Origin of the sequence: Armatimonas sp. (genome assembly GCF_031410135.1) — a bacterium.
Taxonomy (GTDB): Bacteria; Armatimonadota; Armatimonadia; order Armatimonadales; family Armatimonadaceae; genus Armatimonas.
The window spans coordinates 1-15,932 of the sequence record NZ_JANNYP010000216.1 but is presented as its reverse complement, the minus strand read 5'-3'; the positions used below and the strand labels follow the sequence as shown (position 1 = coordinate 15,932).

General features: G+C 58.5%; 17 protein-coding genes. 16 read left to right on the top strand and 1 reads right to left on the bottom strand.

Annotation, left to right across the window (positions count from 1 at the left end; genetic code table 11):
• Positions 1 to 261: 261 nt before the first annotated feature.
• The 8 genes from RMO15_RS07725 (at position 262) to RMO15_RS07690 (ending at position 6,743) form a co-directional block, all read left to right on the top strand.
• Entirely contained in the window at positions 262 to 723 is a 462-nt protein-coding gene (locus RMO15_RS07725) for a hypothetical protein (RefSeq protein WP_309710114.1), read from the top strand.
• A complete protein-coding gene (locus RMO15_RS07720) occupies positions 720 to 1,004 on the top strand; it encodes a hypothetical protein (protein WP_309710111.1) in 285 nt (94 codons plus the stop codon). The genes RMO15_RS07725 and RMO15_RS07720 overlap by 4 nt, the downstream gene beginning before the upstream one ends.
• Positions 1,001 to 1,819, top strand: a complete 819-nt coding sequence (locus RMO15_RS07715) for a DUF6754 domain-containing protein (RefSeq protein ID WP_309710109.1) — start codon at positions 1,001 to 1,003, stop codon at positions 1,817 to 1,819. Before RMO15_RS07720 ends, RMO15_RS07715 begins: the two co-directional genes overlap by 4 nt.
• The gene (locus tag RMO15_RS07710; RefSeq protein WP_309710107.1) at positions 1,820 to 2,812 is read left to right on the top strand and encodes a hypothetical protein; all 993 of its coding nucleotides are present in this window, start codon (positions 1,820 to 1,822) and stop codon (positions 2,810 to 2,812) included.
• A 2-nt stretch (positions 2,813 to 2,814) separates the two neighbouring features.
• The gene (locus tag RMO15_RS07705; protein WP_309710104.1) at positions 2,815 to 3,687 is read left to right on the top strand and encodes a hypothetical protein; all 873 of its coding nucleotides are present in this window, start codon (positions 2,815 to 2,817) and stop codon (positions 3,685 to 3,687) included.
• A gap of 2 nt (positions 3,688 to 3,689) precedes the next feature.
• Positions 3,690 to 4,370 (top strand): hypothetical protein, encoded by a 681-nt coding sequence (locus RMO15_RS07700; protein ID WP_309710101.1) that lies wholly within the window; start codon positions 3,690 to 3,692, stop codon positions 4,368 to 4,370.
• A 65-nt stretch (positions 4,371 to 4,435) separates the two neighbouring features.
• Positions 4,436 to 5,893 (top strand): family 10 glycosylhydrolase, encoded by a 1,458-nt coding sequence (locus RMO15_RS07695; protein ID WP_309710099.1) that lies wholly within the window; start codon positions 4,436 to 4,438, stop codon positions 5,891 to 5,893.
• Positions 5,894 to 6,056: 163 nt separating this feature from the next.
• Positions 6,057 to 6,743, top strand: coding sequence for a hypothetical protein (locus tag RMO15_RS07690; RefSeq protein WP_309710097.1), 687 nt, complete (start codon positions 6,057 to 6,059; stop codon positions 6,741 to 6,743).
• A 20-nt stretch (positions 6,744 to 6,763) separates the two neighbouring features.
• Here RMO15_RS07690 and RMO15_RS07685 read toward each other — a convergent pair whose 3' ends face one another.
• On the bottom strand, positions 6,764 to 7,390 hold the full coding sequence (locus RMO15_RS07685; RefSeq protein WP_309710095.1) for a DUF4058 family protein: 627 nt from the start codon (positions 7,388 to 7,390) through the stop codon (positions 6,764 to 6,766).
• Between the two features lie 34 nt (positions 7,391 to 7,424).
• On the opposite strand from RMO15_RS07685, the gene RMO15_RS07680 reads away from it, so the two are divergent.
• From RMO15_RS07680 to RMO15_RS07645, 8 genes are all read left to right on the top strand, one after another.
• Positions 7,425 to 8,060, top strand: coding sequence for a hypothetical protein (locus tag RMO15_RS07680; RefSeq protein WP_309710092.1), 636 nt, complete (start codon positions 7,425 to 7,427; stop codon positions 8,058 to 8,060).
• 4 nt (positions 8,061 to 8,064) lie between these two features.
• Positions 8,065 to 8,577 (top strand): crossover junction endodeoxyribonuclease RuvC, encoded by a 513-nt coding sequence (gene ruvC, locus RMO15_RS07675; protein WP_309710089.1) that lies wholly within the window; start codon positions 8,065 to 8,067, stop codon positions 8,575 to 8,577.
• Positions 8,578 to 8,586: 9 nt separating this feature from the next.
• Positions 8,587 to 9,363, top strand: coding sequence for a hypothetical protein (locus tag RMO15_RS07670; RefSeq protein WP_309710085.1), 777 nt, complete (start codon positions 8,587 to 8,589; stop codon positions 9,361 to 9,363).
• A 64-nt stretch (positions 9,364 to 9,427) separates the two neighbouring features.
• Entirely contained in the window at positions 9,428 to 9,907 is a 480-nt protein-coding gene (locus RMO15_RS07665) for a protein-disulfide reductase DsbD N-terminal domain-containing protein (protein ID WP_309710083.1), read from the top strand.
• A gap of 2 nt (positions 9,908 to 9,909) precedes the next feature.
• The gene (locus tag RMO15_RS07660) at positions 9,910 to 11,535 is read left to right on the top strand and encodes a cytochrome c biogenesis protein CcdA (RefSeq protein WP_309710079.1); all 1,626 of its coding nucleotides are present in this window, start codon (positions 9,910 to 9,912) and stop codon (positions 11,533 to 11,535) included.
• A gap of 15 nt (positions 11,536 to 11,550) precedes the next feature.
• Positions 11,551 to 11,802 carry a hypothetical protein gene (locus RMO15_RS07655; protein ID WP_309710075.1) on the top strand — a complete coding sequence of 84 codons (252 nt, stop codon included), beginning with the start codon at positions 11,551 to 11,553 and terminating at the stop codon, positions 11,800 to 11,802.
• Between the two features lie 63 nt (positions 11,803 to 11,865).
• The gene (gene metH, locus RMO15_RS07650) at positions 11,866 to 15,504 is read left to right on the top strand and encodes a methionine synthase (RefSeq protein WP_309710072.1); all 3,639 of its coding nucleotides are present in this window, start codon (positions 11,866 to 11,868) and stop codon (positions 15,502 to 15,504) included.
• 61 nt (positions 15,505 to 15,565) lie between these two features.
• The gene (locus RMO15_RS07645; protein WP_309710069.1) at positions 15,566 to 15,796 is read left to right on the top strand and encodes a hypothetical protein; all 231 of its coding nucleotides are present in this window, start codon (positions 15,566 to 15,568) and stop codon (positions 15,794 to 15,796) included.
• Positions 15,797 to 15,932: the final 136 nt, after the last annotated feature.

Sequence of the window (15,932 nt, the reverse complement as noted above, 5' to 3'; positions counted from 1 at the left end):
CAGCGATCTCGTCAATGGTCGTCTTTTTGAAGCCATAGTACAAAAAACGCTTACGGGCTGCCTCTAAAATAGCTCTCCGTGTCTCGTCTCCACTACCACAGTTGTTCTCTTTATTTCCCATATTGACTAGAATCGTCTTCTGGTCATAAGTTTATCACGTGTATTTCTGTCACGCAAGTCCCCCCAGAAAGTGAGTAGATCGTAGAAGAGAGTGTGAGAACATTGACGAAAGTGCCTCTGAGCGGCTATACTCCACCCGATTTGACGAAGGATCTAGTAGAGGAAAGCAATGCGGGTGAGGAGGTAATCCTAGCCTGGCGCATCCACCGACTGCGGGAAGAGCCGCAGAAAATTGGGCTGGTAGCGCTCGGGTATGGTATTGCGTTCGCGTTCTGGCGGCTTGCCTTTCCCTACCCCCTGGGACTGTTTCTACCGATTGTGGCCCTCACGGGGGCGATGGCGGAGTATCTCTTTCCCGTGGACTACAAGCTCACCAAAACCGGGGCTTTCTACTCGTGCGGTCTCGCTATTAAGCTTGAAATGGCCTGGAGCGATGTCCGCCGCGCCACGGTTGGGAAAGACGGAGTCTATCTCTCGACCCTGAAAATTCCCTCACGCTTGGATTCCTTCCGAGGGATTCGGCTGCGCTTTTCCGCGGACAACGAGCAGTCCGTGCGTGCGACGGTGAAGGCGCTCCTGCCGCAGGATGAGGTGAAAGCGTGAGCCTAGCACACTGGAACGAGCCGCTCCCCGAGGCGGAGCGGGAGGCACTTCTTGAAAAAATTTCCACGCAAGTGGTCAAGCGCGGGCTGAGTATTCCCGCCATTATCGCCCTGGAGATGCACCGCCCCATGGCCTTTATGCTCTCCCAGAGCATGATCGCACTCACACCACTCTTTGGCCCGCTGGTTGGGCTAAACCGGATGCAGACATTTGGACGCTTGCTGGCAGAGCCCGGCGGTGTCGAAGCCCTCATCCGTCGCATTGAGGATAAAACTATATGAACCACGCAACCTGGCCTGCCCTGATCCTGTTGCTGACAATGTCAATTGTCATCGTCGTGACCGTGGTCTCGGCCCAGCAAGGAAAACAGTACTTCATCCGGCGCATTCCGGGACTCTCGGCCATTGACGAAGCCGTGGGACGCGCGGTTGAGATGGGGCGAGGGATTCTTCTCTCCACCGGTCTCTCCGATGGCATTGATATCATCACGCTCCAAGCGCTAGCCATCTGTGCCAACGTGGCATCGTCGGCAGCGCGCTACGGCACTAGAGTGCAGATGCCGGTCTACAACTCCGCCATGCTGCCCATCGCGGAAGACACGATCTCCAATGCCTACAACCAAGCGGGGCGCGGGGATGCTTACTCTCCTGACGACGTGCGCTATCTGTCTAACCAGCAGTTCGCCTACGCCGCTGGTGTGGCTGGAATGATCCAACGCGAGAAGTTCGCCGCGACGTTTCTTTTTGGGACGTTCTTTGCCGAGTCGCTGATCATGGCGGAGAACGCCAACATGGTCGGAGCGATCCAGGTGGCGGGAACCCCGAGCACCACGCAAGTCCCGTTCTTTATCGCTGCCTGTGACTACGTGATTATCGGCGATGAGTACTACGCCGCGACAGCTTATCTCACGCGCCAGCCGACTCTCATGGGCTCGATAGTCGCACAAGATCGGGTCAAGATTGGTATTCTGGCTATGGTTGTTATCGGGGCGCTCTGCACCACGTTTGTGAACCCGAACCTGTTTAAGAAGCTGCTCGCGGATCAGAGCTATCCGATTGGTGAGCTGCTACAAAACCCGAAAGAGGAGGGTAAATAGATGGGAATGATCTTTGTAGGGCTACTAATTGGGATCGCGATCCTCTTTGTCCTGACCATGGTGCCCAACCGGCTCCGTAAGCCGCTGATTGTCCTGGTGACCTTTCTCTCGGGCTGCTTCTATGCCGTGGAGTTTTTCTACCCCACGCATGCAGTCGTTGCCAACAAGCAAGACCTGATTAAGAAGTACGGTGTGCCCACACAGACCGCGCCTGATTTTGCGGCGGAGGCACAAAAAGCGGGCAAGGCGCTTGATCCTGAAGCCGTGAAGAAGCTCCAGGAACTCTCTCCCGAAGATGCACAGCTGGCGCTAAAAGCGGCTCTGGAGGTGACAACGCCCGAGAAGCCCTTCGGTCCCGATGCGGCAGAGAAACTCGTCACCCAGGAGAACTTCCTGACCCCGAAGTTTAAGGATGTCTCAGACTGGGCGCTGGTTCTCCAAGCCTTTGCGATTGGGCTGGGGATCTACTCGCTCATGTCGGTGCACCTGCGCAATATCGCCATGAAGCGCTCCGGCTGGGGCAACTCCGCGACCCTGATTACGGCGATCTTCCTGATGGCCTTTGCTCATATTGGGAAAGAGTACAGCAGTAAGGGCGGCTGGCTAGAGACTCTGGACAACCTGCTTTACAACGGGCTGATGAAAAACCTAGATGCGACGATGTTCTCCATTATCGCGTTCTATATTGTCTCGGCAGCCTACCGTGCCTTCCGTGTCCGCTCCGTTGAGGCGACGATCCTTCTGGTGGCCGCTGCGCTGGTGATGCTTGGCAATGTCCCCATTGGCCAGGCACTCACCAACTGGCTTCCCAATGGCAAGACCGACGTGCTGGGCAACCTGCGCCTGGAAAATATCGGGCAGTGGATTCTAAAGAAAGCCAGCAACCCCGCGACAATGGCCATTGATTTTGGCCTTGCCGTCGGCGCACTGGCGACCTCGCTACGCCTCTGGCTCTCTCTAGAGCGTGGCTCCTACTTCGAGGAGGAACTGTAAGCATGAATATCCTCAACAACCTCGACCGGCGGATGCTCTATCTGCTCCTCGCGATTGTGATTGCAATCCCGCTGCTGGCCCCTGCTGTGACCAAGCCGCTCCCGAAGCCCGCTATCACGGGCTTCACCCAGAGCTACTACGACACGATTGAGAAAGTGGCCGCAGACCCTGGTGCCAAGAATAAAATTGTCATTGTGTCTTGTAACTTTGCCGCAGGAACACTGGCGGAGAATCTTTCGCAGTGCGAGGCCACGGTCCGGCACCTGATGATGCGCAAGCTCAAGTTCGCCGTCTTTGGCTTCAGCGATCCGCAGGGCCGTGAGCTGGGCCAGCAGGTAGTAGATAAGCTCGCCAAAGAGTACGACTACCAGTACGGCCGCGACTATGTCAACTGGGGCTACCGGCCTGCAGGGGCTGCGGTTGCGCTTCTGAAAACTGCCGTCAACGATCTGCCCGGCGCGATGGGCAAAGACATTAAAGGGATGGCGATCAGCCAGGTCGCCTGTATGCAGGGCATCAAGGGCGTGAACGATGTCTCCCTGATCTGTGAGTTTGCCGCCTCTGCGACCCTGCCGGTCTGGATTCAGTTCTACCAGCGGGCGGGAAAATCACCCATCCCGACGCTCTATGGCCCGACATCGGTGATGGCGACGGAAGCGGTGAACTATGTGGAGTCCGGCCAGCTTCAGGGAATGCTGATCGGTCTCAAGGGAGCAAGTGAGTACGAGCTACTTCTGCAAAAAGAAGGCTTCGCGTCTTCGGCATCAGCCTCGCTCTCGCTTTCGCACTTGCTGATCGTGGTGCTGATCGTGCTGGGAAATATCGGAATGTTTGTGGAACGTAAACAGCGCGCCGCCGCTGAGGGAGGACGCTAGCCATGACGGATGGAATGCTGAAAACCATTGTCGTGCTCCTGGGAGTGCTGACAACGCTGGGAATCTACTCGGTTCTCTACAAAGAAAATAAGATCTTCCGCTTCTTTGAGCACCTGTATCTGGGGCTTGCGGGTGGCTATGCTATCGCGGCAAACTGGAACGATGTGCTCAAGACCAACTGGTGGGAGCCGATGGTTAACGATGGGAAGTGGTGGCTGGTTCTCCTGCTGCCTGCCGGGTCGCTGTTCTACTTTATCTACTCAAAGAAGAACGGCTGGATGGCACGCCTGATCTTCGGTCTCTTTATCGGCCTCGCCGCCGGACAGCAGTTCCAGGGCTGTGCGGGTGACTACTGGCCCAAGATCCAGACCGCTGCGACGAAGACACTCTGGGTAGATCCTGCGAAGATCAACCAAGAGTACCCGGTCGCTGCCTATGCCACGGTACTCAACAACTGGCTCTTCATGGCGATCCTGACGGCGGTTATGGTGTACTTCTTCTTCTCGTTTGAGCAGAAAAGTACGGGAGCCATCAATAAAGTCTCCAAGTTCGGGCGCTACGCCATGATGATCGCCTTTGGTGCCATGTTCGGAAACACGATCATGGCCCGTATGGCGCTCCTCATCGGGCGCATCTACTTCCTGATCCACGCTCCCGAGGCGATGAGCAGCAGCGGACCATAGCCTACTAACCATGGAAAAGAAAGAGCGCCTCTGAGCGCTCTTTTTTTTCGGGTAAACTCCCCTCTGTGAAACGACGTGATTTTTTAACCCTCTCCGCAGGAGCAGGCGCGGCACTCGTAGTGACGGAAAAGGAAACATACGCACAGACTCTTCAGACCCCGCCTCCGATTGCGCGGGAGTTTCGGGGGCTCTGGGTCGCTAGTGTCACCAATATTGACTGGCCCAGCAAGGCCGGGCTGCCTCCTGAAGGCCAGCGCGCGGAGCTGATCGCGCTTCTGGAGCGTGCTAAGCGCCTCAAGCTCAACGCAGTCTTGCTACAAGTCCGAACATCGTGCGATGCCCTCTACCGCTCGGAGAAAGAGCCCTGGAGTGAGTATCTCACCGGAACCATGGGACAAGATCCTGGCTGGGACCCGCTTGCCGAAGCCGTGAAAGAGGCCCATGACCGGGGAATCGAGCTGCACGCCTGGGTCAATCCCTACCGAGCGCGGCAGTCGGGGGGGAAGAGTCCGCTGGCGGCCAATCATATGTCGGTCAAGCGCCCCGATCTGGTCAAGCCGTACGGCAATCTTCAGTGGCTCGATCCCGGTGAACCCGATGCCAGTAAGCACTCGCTCGATGTCCTGATGGATATTGTCCGCCGCTACGACATTGATGGCCTCCACGTGGACGACTACTTCTATCCCTACAAGATCTGGATCAACGAGAAAGACAAGATTGCCAAGCCCTTCCCCGATGACCCTGCCTGGAAGCGCTATGTCCTCTCGGGTGGCAAGCTCTCGCGCTCGGACTGGCGCCGCAAGAACATTGACGATTTTATTAAGTCGCTCTACGAGCAGATCAAGGCTGAGAAGCCCCATGTCAAGTTTGGAATCTCCCCGTTTGGTATCTGGCGACCAGGCTACCCTCCCCAGATCACCGGCTACGACTCCTACGAGAACCTCTACGGCGACAGTCGTAAGTGGATGCAGGAGGGCTGGGCGGACTACTTTGCGCCACAGCTCTACTGGAAGATAGACCAGCCGGGCCAGAGCTTTCCTATCTTGCTTCTCTGGTGGGCCGAGCAGAACAAGAAAAAGCGTCACCTGTGGCCTGGGCTCTACACCAGCAAGTACCCGCCACTGGAGATTGAGTACCAGATTAAAGTGGCGCGTGGGCTCTCCGGCACTCCCAGCGGCCACTTGCATTTCTCCGCCGTTGCGCTACGAAAAGGCATGGAGGGTGATGTCAACACGATGGCGGGCCGCCTCGCTACTCTCGTCTACCCTGAGCCCGCGCTTGTCCCCGCCTGCCCTTGGCTGGGCAGCACCCCGCCGTCCGCTCCGAAAGGAATCCGTATTCGAGACGGTGTGATCTCCTGGCAGCCTGTGGACAACGCCTTTGTCTACGCTGTCCAGTGGCGCACGGGCGACCGCTGGAGCACCGTCATCCTTCCTGGCGACCACGCCACCCACGACACCAACGCACTGGTCGAGCAAGCTGTCGTCACCGCCGTGGATCGCCTGGGCAACGCATCGGTGTAGTTACCCCAGCCCAATCACCTCTCCCACCCCCGGCCCCTCCCTCACCAAAGGCAAGGGAGGGGAGTCTGAGAAACGGTGGTGGGGGGAGGGGGACTGCAACTTCTATTGGCCACGGCGTGACTAAAGAGACATGAAATATCAAAAAAATTCGTGGTTATTGTGCGTGTTGGCGGTCTTGTTGACGGGATGCAACACAACGCTTCCCCATGTCTCTAGGGCCAGTCTGCGGCAATTTCAGAAGGGCGATGCCTGGCACTTTGAGAATGTCCCGCATCTCGATGGAAGCGAATCATACCACTACACGATCGTCGAAGCGTCGGCTCCCAGTGCGGGCGGTGTGCGCAACCTGACGGTGCGCATCACCCATCGGTATTGGGGTGGGCTGCCCGGCTACCAGAAAAACTGGCAGGTAAAGTCCTGCGATTACTCCGTGCAGCAGAGTGCCACTGGAGCGCTTCAGTGGGGGGAAGCGGTCAGCGAGGGGAGCGGTTCCTTTGGCTTGATCATGGCTAGCTTCCCTCCTCGGATTCCCTCGCCGCTGGTGGCCGGACAGCGCTTCGACACGGGCGCAAAAGGCTGGGGAAACGGGACGGAGCGGGTGGTTTGGCGCGTCGTGGGGCTGGAGAAGATCAGCACGCGGCTGGGCAACTTCAAGGCATGGCGCATTGACTCCGAGCAAACACTCACTAAAGATGATGGCAAGGTTGCTCTCATCAAGCGCTGGAGCGACTGGTATGACAGCGACAAGTGGCTCCTGAAGCGCACCTATGAAGCAGACATTCCGGGCAATAAATTGGTGCACACCCTTGGTGCGTTTGTGGGAAATCAGGGGATCCAGCAAGTGCGCTAGGCGGAAGCACTTCTCAGCAGTTATTTGGCCCACTCTGCGTCTTCGGGGCGGAGGGCAGGGATTGGGGACAGGGAGTAGTCCGTGCTACGATCAAAGGCACCCGCCTCGTAGACCCGGCTGACGACGCTCTGCAAGTCCAGGCGTACATCTGGGTGGGGATCGGTGAGAGGGATGAGTACCTGAGGAAGCACCTGCCGGACCGTGCGTGGCCAGGTGTCGCCTCGGAGACCGTCGCCCGCACGGTGGAGGTAGACCAGATAGTCCCAGTGCCCGAAGAGTTTTTCGAGTTCGCTCTTGGAAGCCGCAACGGTGTGAGTGCCTGCACGAAGCAGATCAATCTCCAGTAAATGCGTCGCGCTTTGAATGTACTCCGTTTGCTTGCGCCGGTACTCGGTATAGCCGTCCCCTGGCGTTTTATTAGTGGGGCTGAGAATCTCAATGGCTGTGACCACTCGCTCAGGAACCGCTAGCTCCACAACCTCGATAAAGCGCTGGTGCATCTCACTGACCTCGATTCGTGCGACGAAGCCTGGCGGTAGAGCGCGATTAAGTGCTTCGAAGCAGCAGACGATCAGTGTAAGGTGGATGCCCTTCCAGTGATCCGGGTTTTCCAGATACGGGTCCATACCAGGGAAGGGAGAGGGCATAGTGCATTTTATCGCAGCGGGTACACTTCAATCCATGATCCTTCAGCTCGGCCCTCCCGATCCCTACGACGATGCTCAAGGTGCGACGCAAGTCGCGCCTGGCACGCTTGCCGAAGTGCTGGAGGGTGCGCTGGAGCCGGTGAGCCTCATCGCAACCGGGGGATTTGTGGAGCTTTTGGCGCTTCTGGAGACCAACCAAGCACTGATTCGCACCAAGATCGCGCGGCTGTTTCTGGTGGGAGGGCGTGCCGAGGGCTTCTTGCCGATTGATCCGCGCCTGAAAGAGCGCTTCCCCGAGCGCTTTGGCGGCGACCCCGACCCGGCACTGGGGCGGCTTCTCACATCCGGTGAGGGCGTGATCTGGCTCCCCGGCGATGTCTGTCTCTGGCGGCACTGGGACGAGGAAACGCAAGCGGCGACGCTGCTCTCCACGCTTCCCGCGTTTTGTCTCGCCCGCCACCCCGAGCCCATGCCCTGGCTGCGGCTCTTCCGCGCCGTTCCTGCAAGAGTGGCCGTGGATGAGCAAGGGGCAGTGACAGAGCTACTCGTCAATGCACCGATCCCCAATCTCTATGTCGTCGTTGCCGTTGACGGCGCAGCTCTGAGTCGCTTTCTCATGGCCGATCTCCCCCGCCGGGCGGGGGCTGGGGGGGAGGCTATGGTATCCTGACCTCGTGACGATACTGGGAATTGATCCGGGAACGGCGACGACGGGCTTTGGGGTGATCCGCTATGAAGAGGGACGCCTGATTCCCGTGGATGTGGGGGTCTTGCTGACAACACCCGACATGGCACTGCCCGATCGCCTGAAGTCTATCTACGATGATATCAACACGCTCCTGGATCGCTACACGCCCGATCAAGTTGCATCGGAGAAGCTCTTTTTTGATAAGAATGTCACCAACGGAATTGCCGTGGGCGCGGCACGTGGTGTGATCTTGCTAGCCTTTGCCCAGCGCAATCTGCCGTGGATGGAGTACACCCCTATGCAAGTGAAGTCCGCCGTGACGGGAACGGGGGCGGCGGAGAAACACCAAGTGCAGGCGATGGTCGTTCGCTTACTGAACTTAGCGGAAGTGCCCAAGCCCGATGATGCCGCGGATGCCTTGGCGGTTGCAATCTGTCATGCGCACTCCCATAAGATCAGTGGTATGGGCCGCACCCGCTCTCGTGCCCATCGAAGGTAAACCGGTAACGTGAACTCTAAACCGACAATGAACACCTTATTGTTCCCCCGTTATAGAAAGTGGAGTCTTCTTGCTTTGCCACTGGCGCTACTGACGAGCTGCGCCAAGGTGCCACCTGCAGGCTCTTTTGTTGCGCCGAAATTGCTCCGGGTGACCTTTGCGCTCCGTGGTGAAGTGCAAACCTCAGAAACAGGCCAGCCGTACTACTACTTTGTCACCATCAATCGCACCGCCGATCCCGCCGACAGTGGCCCGGTGCCCGTCGTAGATCGTCCCTGGGGAAATGGCTTCGCTGCCGCCAATACCACAGCAGGGCAGGGCTTTGTGGGGTTTGTTGCCTACAACTACCGAGGCCCCGGCTACGGTGTTTACTCGTGCCTCAGTAACGGCGTTCTCAAGAATCCCGTCGAGGGGATCTTCACGCCGCTGGGCCTTCCCTACCAGTCCACGCCGATTGTCCGAGGGACAAAAGTCGTCTCGTTTCAAATAGATCTCAACACGCTGCCCAATAGCACCCAGCGCTACGTTCAGCTCAATATTATCGCCACCAATAACATTCCTCAGGGGGCAGAAGATGCTCCTAAGGTCTGGGATGCCCTCGGCGATGGACGAAGCACGGGCTCGCTCAACCAGTTTATTACGATTGATACCGCCCAGAACCAGCTCAGGCGCAACAGTGACGACCGCCGGGAGCCCACCGAGAACGATGTGCGCGATCACGTCCTCTCCCTGTTGGATGAGCCCAACCTGGATATTGTCGATTGGGAGATTGAGTACCGTAATTAGACGGACGGGCTGGGAACTTTTTTACGGGTTTGGCTTGTACAATAAGCACGAGGACTTTACGATCATGTGGATTCGCACCGCAGCTGTGGCTGCTCTTGTTTCGACTCTGGCAGCGGTTACACCCGTGCCTGCTCAGACTTCCAAGCTTCCTGGCTTTTTTGCGGCGGCAAAGGCGACGGTTGCGCCTGTGAAAGTGAAGGCGGGCGGAACGGCGACGCTCACGCTGACCATTACGATGGCACCTGGTTTTCATATCTACGACCCCAAGCCCGGTGATGAGTTTGCGATTGCCTCCGAAGTGATGCCGCTCAAGGCCGCAGGGGTGACCTACGGAAAAGCCGTCTGGCCCGCTCCTACGATCCATGAGAAGACGCGCGTCCACGAGGGCGTGATCACGGTCAAGGTACCCATCACGTTGGCAAAGACCGTAAAGCCGGGGACGCTTAAGCTAGGAGCTGCACTCAAAGCGCAAGGCTGCAACGAGACGGGGTGCTTGCCACCTGACACCATCACGCTCTCCGCACCCCTCACGGTGAGTAAGTAGCCATGCGACGCTTTCTGGGAACGCTCTTGGCGAGCTTTGTGGCGGCTAGTGCCGTCTTTGCCACGCCGCAAAAGCCGAGCTTCTCGGCGAAAGTTGCGCCAAGCCCCGCCCATCCCGGCGAGTTTGTCGCTGTCACAGTAACGGCAACCATTCCCAAGGGAACCCATCTCTACTCTGTCGCCGCCGACGAAAGCCTCTTTACCCCGACCAGTGTGACGGTCGAGGGCAAGGGACTTACGGTAAGTGGCAGGCCCACCGAGTCCAAGACCGAGCCGTTTTACAGTTCCGTGGACAAAGTGACGGTTGGAGTGCACGAGAACGAGGCGACGTTTACGCAGGCGCTCCAGCTTGCCAAAGATGCCGCGCCGGGTCGCGTTCCTCTGAAAGTCTCGGTGCGCTACCAAGCGTGCGACGAGTCTGGCTGCCTACCGCCTGCCACTGAAGAAGTCAAACTGGACGCGCTGACGATTGAGGCGGGCGATGTGCGTGGCGAGTTTGCCGCCGTTTTGCCGCCCCCCGCCGCTGAGACGGCGACCCCCTCCGGCAATGCGAAGGGGGATGAAGCTCCGACGAGCTTGCTGTCGTTTATGCTGACGGCATTTGGGGCGGGGCTTCTCGCGCTCATCACGCCCTGTGTCTTTCCGATGATCCCGGTCACGTTTTCCTACTTCACCAAGCTCGCCACCGCCAAAGGCCAGGAGAGTCCGGCGGAGACGCAGAAAATGATCGTCAAGCTGGCCGGACTGTACTGCCTGGGGATCGTGGCGAGCTTCACGGCGTTTGGCTTGATCATGGCCGTCACGGTGGGAGCAGCAGGGGCGACCAAGTTTGCGGCCAACCCCTGGGTCAACTTAGGCTTTGCGACGCTCTTTGTGGTCTTTGGTCTGGCGCTTTTAGAAGTCTTTGAGCTGAAGCTTCCTAGCAAGGTGATGGGTCTGACAGGAAGTGGGCGCAAGACCGGCGGCTATCTTGGGGTTTTTCTGCTGGGGTTGACCTTTGTAATCGCCAGCTTCACCTGCGCCGCGCCGTTTGTGGGCACCGTGATGGTGCTCGCCGCCAATGGGAAAGAGTTCTTCCGCCCGATCCTCGGGATGGCGCTCTTTGCCACCGCGCTGGCGCTGCCGTTCTTTCTGCTGGCGATCTTCCCAAGCCTGCTGAAAAAGATGCCCAAGTCCGGCGACTGGCTCACCACGATCAAGGGCGCGATGGGCTTTCTGGAACTTGCCGCCGCCGTGAAGTTCTTGTCCAACGCCGATCTGGTCTGGAACTGGCAGCTTCTCAGTAGCCCGATGTGTCTGCTTCTCTACGGCCTCTCTCTGCTCGCGGGGGGCGTCTGGCTACTCGGGAAACTCTCGATTGGCTTCAACACCCCGGAGGGCAACCCAACGCCCGCACGGCGCATCTGGTCGGGGGTATTTATCGCTGTCGCGCTCTACTTCTTCTACGGTGTCTCGGGCAGGCCGCTCCATCCACTCCTTGCGGGCTTTCTCCCGCCCCCTGACTATGGTTTTGGCAACGGCAAGAAGCTAGCGGGAGAGCTGGAGTGGGGCAGTGACCTAGAGAAGGCAAAGGCCGAGGCAAAAGAGACCGGCAAGAAAGTCTTAATTGACTTCACGGGCCATACCTGACAGAACTGCCGCGACGTGGAGTTCCGCGTCTTTCCTGAGCCCGCTGTTAAGGCGGAGCTAGAAAAATTCATTAGGGTTCGTCTCTACACCGACAACGGCAGCGAGGTGGAAAACAAAAACGGCCAGTACGCGCTGGAACTGCTCAACAACGCAGTCAATCCTCTCTATGCGGTGATTGACGGCGACGGAAAGTTGCTGGCTAACACGGACTACAACATCGCCAAAGATGTTTCAAAAATGACTGAGTGGCTGAAAAAGGCGCTTTAACCCTCCTCTCCCCAGCCCCCTCCTCCCAACCCTGGGAGGAGGAGGGTCTGATAGAATAACTCCATGTCTGCCGATTTTAGGGCGCACCTCGCCCAGCGTATTCTTCTCATTGACGGTTCCTACGGGGTTCTCCTCCAGAAAAAAGGCTTAGAGGAAGCTGATTTTCGGGGGGAGCGCTTCAAAGACCACCCGAAGGACGTTAAAAACAACCCCGATCTGCTCAATATCACCCAGCCGCAGATTGTCGCGGAGACGCACCAGGCGTATGTAGACGCGGGCGCGGAGCTGATCGAGACCAATACGTTCACGGCGACCACGATTTCTCAAGAGGACTACGGCCTCCAGGACTGGGCCGATGAGATGAGCCTCGAAGGGGCACGGATCTGCCGTCAGGTGGTGGATGCGGCGGTTGCCAAGGATGGCAAGCCGCGCTGGGTGGCGGGAAGTATTGGGCCGCTCAACCGGAGCGCCTCCGTGGTGGTGGATGCTGACCGGCCTGCCTACCGCAACGTGACCTGGGACGAGCTGGTGGAGACCTACGGGCGGCAGGCGCGGGCACTGGTCGAGGGTGGCGTGGACGTGCTCCTCTGTGAGACCACGTTTGACACGCTGAACCTCAAAGCCGCGCTCTATGCCATTGAGGGGCTGCTCACCGAGCTGGGCCGCGACATTCCCGTGATGGCCTCGTGCTTTGTGGACTTGGCAGGCGGCAATCTCTCGGGCCAGGATATCGAGGCGCTCTGGTACTCCATTCGCCACTTCCCCCTCACCGCCGTCGGATTGAACTGCTCGCTTGGCCCAAAAGAAATGCGCCCGATTCTCGCACGCCTTGCTGAGATTGCGGACATTCCGATCATTGCTTACCCCAACGCGGGTTTGCCTGATGCGCTCTCGGAGACGGGCTTTCCTGAGACGCCGGAGACCATGGGGCCGATGTTGCGTGAGTGGGCGGAGTCGGGGCTGATCAATATTATCGGTGGCTGCTGTGGCAACTCTCCGGCGCATATCAAGGCGATTGGCGAGGCCGTCAAGGGCCTGCCGCCGCGCGAAATTCCTAGCGTCGAGACCTATCTTCGGCTCTCGGGGACGATGCCGTTTGTGGTGCGCCCCGAGACCAACTTTGTCAATGTGGGGGAGCGCTGCAATGTCGCGGGCTCGTCGAAGTTCTTGAAGCTCATTCAGGAGGAGAAGTTTGAGGACGCGCTAAGCGTGGCTCTGGAGCAAGTGGATAACGGTGCACAGGTCCTCGATATCTGCTTTGACGACCAGGGAATGCTGGACCGCGAAGCCTGTATGACACACTTCCTCAAGCTGATCCAGGCCGAGCCGGGCATCAATAAAGTCCCCCTGATGATCGACTCGTCGCGCTGGGAAGTGGTGGAGGCGGGCCTGAAGTGCAGTGTCGGAAAGTCCATCGCCAACTCGATTAGCCTGAAAGAGGGCGAGGCGGAGTTTCTGAAGCGTGCCCGCCAGGTGCGGCAGTTCGGAGCCGCCGTGGTCGTGATGGCTTTCGATGAGCTGGGCCAGGCCGATACCTACCAGCGCCGCATTGAGGTCTGTGAGCGTGCGTATCGCTTGCTGGTGGACACGGTCGGCTTTCCGCCCGAGGACATCATCTTCGACCCGAATATCTTAGTTGTGGGAACTGGTATGGAGGAGCACGCCAACTACGGTGTGGACTTTATCGCGACCGTGAAGTGGATCAAGGCCAATCTCCCCGGTGCGAAGGTCAGCGGCGGCGTGAGCAACCTCTCGTTCTCCTTCCGGGGTAACAACGTGGTGCGTGAGGCGATGCACGCGGCGTTCCTCTACCATGCCATTCAAGCCGGGATGGACATGGGGATTGTCAACGCGGGCCAGCTTCCCGTCTACGAGGACATTCCCAAGGATTTATTGGAGCATGTCGAGGACGTGATCTTCAACCGCCGCCCCGATGCCACCGAGCGCCTGCTAACTCTCGCCGAAACGGTGAAAGGCAAGGGCAAGAAAGCCGCGGGGGCCGACGATGCTTGGCGAAGTGGCACGGTTGAGGAGCGGCTCCAGCACGCGCTACTCAAGGGCCTGACGGATTACATTGAGGCCGACACGATGGAGGCGCTAGAGAAGATCAAGCGACCGCTGCTCGTGATCGAGGGGCCGCTCATGGACGGCATGAACGTGGTAGGCGATCTCTTTGGCGCGGGCAAGATGTTCCTGCCGCAGGTGGTGAAGTCTGCTCGCGTTATGAAGCGCTCGGTGGCTGTGCTCACGCCCTACCTAGAGGCAGAGAAAGCGCAGAACGCAACAGGCGCTCAGGGCAAGATGCTCATCGCAACGGTCAAGGGCGATGTCCATGACATCGGCAAGAACATCGTCGGTGTTGTCGTCTCGTGCAATAACTACGAAGTGATTGACATGGGCGTGATGGTCTCCTGCGACCGAATTTTAGACAAGGCACGCGAGATCGGGGCCGATGTCATCGGGCTCTCGGGCCTCATCACGCCATCTCTTGACGAGATGATCCATGTCGCCAAGGAGATGACGCGCCAGGGCTTTACCGTGCCGTTACTGATTGGGGGTGCGACGACCAGTCGTCTGCACACCGCCGTCAAGATCGCGCCGTACTACGCTAAGACCGTCCATGTGCTGGATGCCAGCCGCGCCGTGGGGGTCTTGCAGAACCTTATTGGGGCCGAGAGCGCGGCCTATCTCGCGGAGAACAGCGCGATGCAGGAAGCAGCGCGTGCCCAGTTTGCCCAGCGCCAGCAAAAAACGGTCTTTCTGCCGCTGGCGAAGGCCAGGGAGAATAAGTGGAGGGCAACCAAGCCCTACACGCCACCTACCCCGAGCTTCACTGGTGTTCGCGTCCTCGACGAGATCCCGCTCGACGAGCTGACCAAGTACATCGACTGGACGCCGTTCTTTATCTCCTGGGAGCTGCACGGCAAGTTCCCTGCGATCTTTGATGACGAGATCGTCGGCTCCGAGGCGCTCAAGCTCTTCAACGATGCTCAGGCAATGCTTCATCAAGTCGTCTCCGAGAGATGGATCACCGCCCGCGCCGTCTACGGCTTCTTCCCCGCGACACCGGCTGGAGACGATCTTACCCTCGCCGATGGCACTGTGTTACATTCTCTGCGTCAGCAGAGCGAGAAGCGTGCCGGTGAACCCAATCGCTGCCTGACGGACTTTCTTGCACCCGAGGGCGACCATATTGGCGCGTTTGCCGTCACGGCAGGCATTGGGATGGCGGAGCGTGTGGAGAAATTCAAAGCCGACGGCGATGACTACAGTGCGATCATGCTCGAAGCCCTTGCCGATAGGTTCGCCGAAGCGAGCGCCGAGTGGCTACATGCCAAGGCCCGCTCTGAGTGGGGCATTGGTGACAGCCTCACGAGCGAGCAGCTTATCAAAGAGGAGTACCAGGGAATCCGGCCCGCGCCTGGCTACCCCGCCTGCCCGGATCACACCGAAAAGACCACACTCTTCTCGCTACTCCAGCCGGATCGCATCGGCATGAGCCTCACCGAGAGCATGGCGATGTACCCGGCAAGCAGTGTCTCCGGCTGGTACTTTGCGAATCCTGAGAGTGATTACTTTGCCGTGGGCAAGATCGACCGTGACCAAGTCGCGGATTATGCCAAGCGTAAGGGCTGGACACTACAAGAAGCAGAGCGCTGGCTCTCTCCCGCACTCGGATACGAGCCTGACACTATAAAATAATAAAACTCTCTCTTTCTGCATCGTTTTTAAGCTAAAATAGCGTTGTAGGAGGAGAGTAGAGATGAGTAGTGGACTCCAGCCGCTCGGAGGCGGCTTGACACCGATAGGGGGTGGGGAAGAGAAGAAAGAGGCCCCGCCGCCTGCGACAACAGCTCCGGTAAATCCGCCCGGCGCACCCCGACCCGCACCCAGTATGCCTGTCACACGGGACTTCTATAACGAAGAAGAAGACGCGGGCCGAAAGAGACTCCCGTTTATCATCGGGGGAATCGTGCTGGCTCTCGCCGCGTAACTACACACCGCTTTCGCCTTCCGCAGATTTGAGGTAGGATACCAGCCAAGACGATGACAAACCAAGAGGCACGAGCACTTTACCAGCAAGGCGAAGAAGTCACGGTCGCCTATCTGGTGGAAATCACCAATCGCCT

Coding starts and splice junctions, on each gene's coding strand:
- RMO15_RS07715 (WP_309710109.1), top strand. CDS start 1,001: ATGAACCACGCAACCTGGCCTGCCCTGATCCTGTTGCTGACAATGTCA.
- RMO15_RS07710 (WP_309710107.1), top strand. CDS start 1,820: ATGGGAATGATCTTTGTAGGGCTACTAATTGGGATCGCGATCCTCTTT.
- RMO15_RS07705 (WP_309710104.1), top strand. CDS start 2,815: ATGAATATCCTCAACAACCTCGACCGGCGGATGCTCTATCTGCTCCTC.
- RMO15_RS07700 (WP_309710101.1), top strand. CDS start 3,690: ATGACGGATGGAATGCTGAAAACCATTGTCGTGCTCCTGGGAGTGCTG.
- RMO15_RS07685 (WP_309710095.1), bottom strand. CDS start 7,390: ATGCCCTCTCCCTTCCCTGGTATGGACCCGTATCTGGAAAACCCGGAT.
- RMO15_RS07680 (WP_309710092.1), top strand. CDS start 7,425: ATGATCCTTCAGCTCGGCCCTCCCGATCCCTACGACGATGCTCAAGGT.
- RMO15_RS07665 (WP_309710083.1), top strand. CDS start 9,428: ATGTGGATTCGCACCGCAGCTGTGGCTGCTCTTGTTTCGACTCTGGCA.
- RMO15_RS07660 (WP_309710079.1), top strand. CDS start 9,910: ATGCGACGCTTTCTGGGAACGCTCTTGGCGAGCTTTGTGGCGGCTAGT.
- metH (WP_309710072.1), top strand. CDS start 11,866: ATGTCTGCCGATTTTAGGGCGCACCTCGCCCAGCGTATTCTTCTCATT.
- RMO15_RS07645 (WP_309710069.1), top strand. CDS start 15,566: ATGAGTAGTGGACTCCAGCCGCTCGGAGGCGGCTTGACACCGATAGGG.